This window comes from Pseudomonas sp. FSL R10-1339 (genome assembly GCF_009600545.1).
Lineage (GTDB): Bacteria > Pseudomonadota > Gammaproteobacteria > Pseudomonadales > Pseudomonadaceae > Aquipseudomonas > Aquipseudomonas bubulae.
Window position 1 is genome coordinate 1 of the sequence record NZ_WIVQ01000282.1, and the last position, 379, is coordinate 379.

Genomic DNA, 379 nt, shown 5'->3' on the forward strand with positions numbered 1-379 from the left:
GTGAGCCTTTTGATACGGCCAAGCTTTTCGATGAAAAACACCTATCGAAAGCTTGACCTGCAACAGAGTATCTACAGAATCACTGCAACTGTGGGAGCGAGCCTGCAACAGAGTCTCTCCAGAGACTGCCAGCTCACGTTTTTCGGGATTTTTCGTACAGGTTTGTCAATTGCTGCGTGACGGTTGAGGCCTGCTTGATCTTGTTTGTTTAACTGATACGTTGAGTACATATCCGGCATTTGTGTCTAACTGAGACTATGGTTTCGACCTTACGTCGAGTCCCTTTTGGAAGGACCCAAAAGGAACCAAAAGGTCCTCGCCCCATCGTACGGCCTTCGCTGCGCTCAGGTTCCCTCGCTCCGGTCCTGCTCCGTGGGCA

1 protein-coding gene is annotated in these 379 nt (G+C 50.7%); it reads left to right on the top strand.

Annotated elements, in window-relative coordinates:
• Window positions 1-180: hypothetical protein (locus GHO03_RS25425; protein ID WP_218574337.1), on the top strand; the 180-nt coding region annotated here is incomplete at its 5' end.
• Window positions 181-379 lie beyond the last annotated feature (199 nt).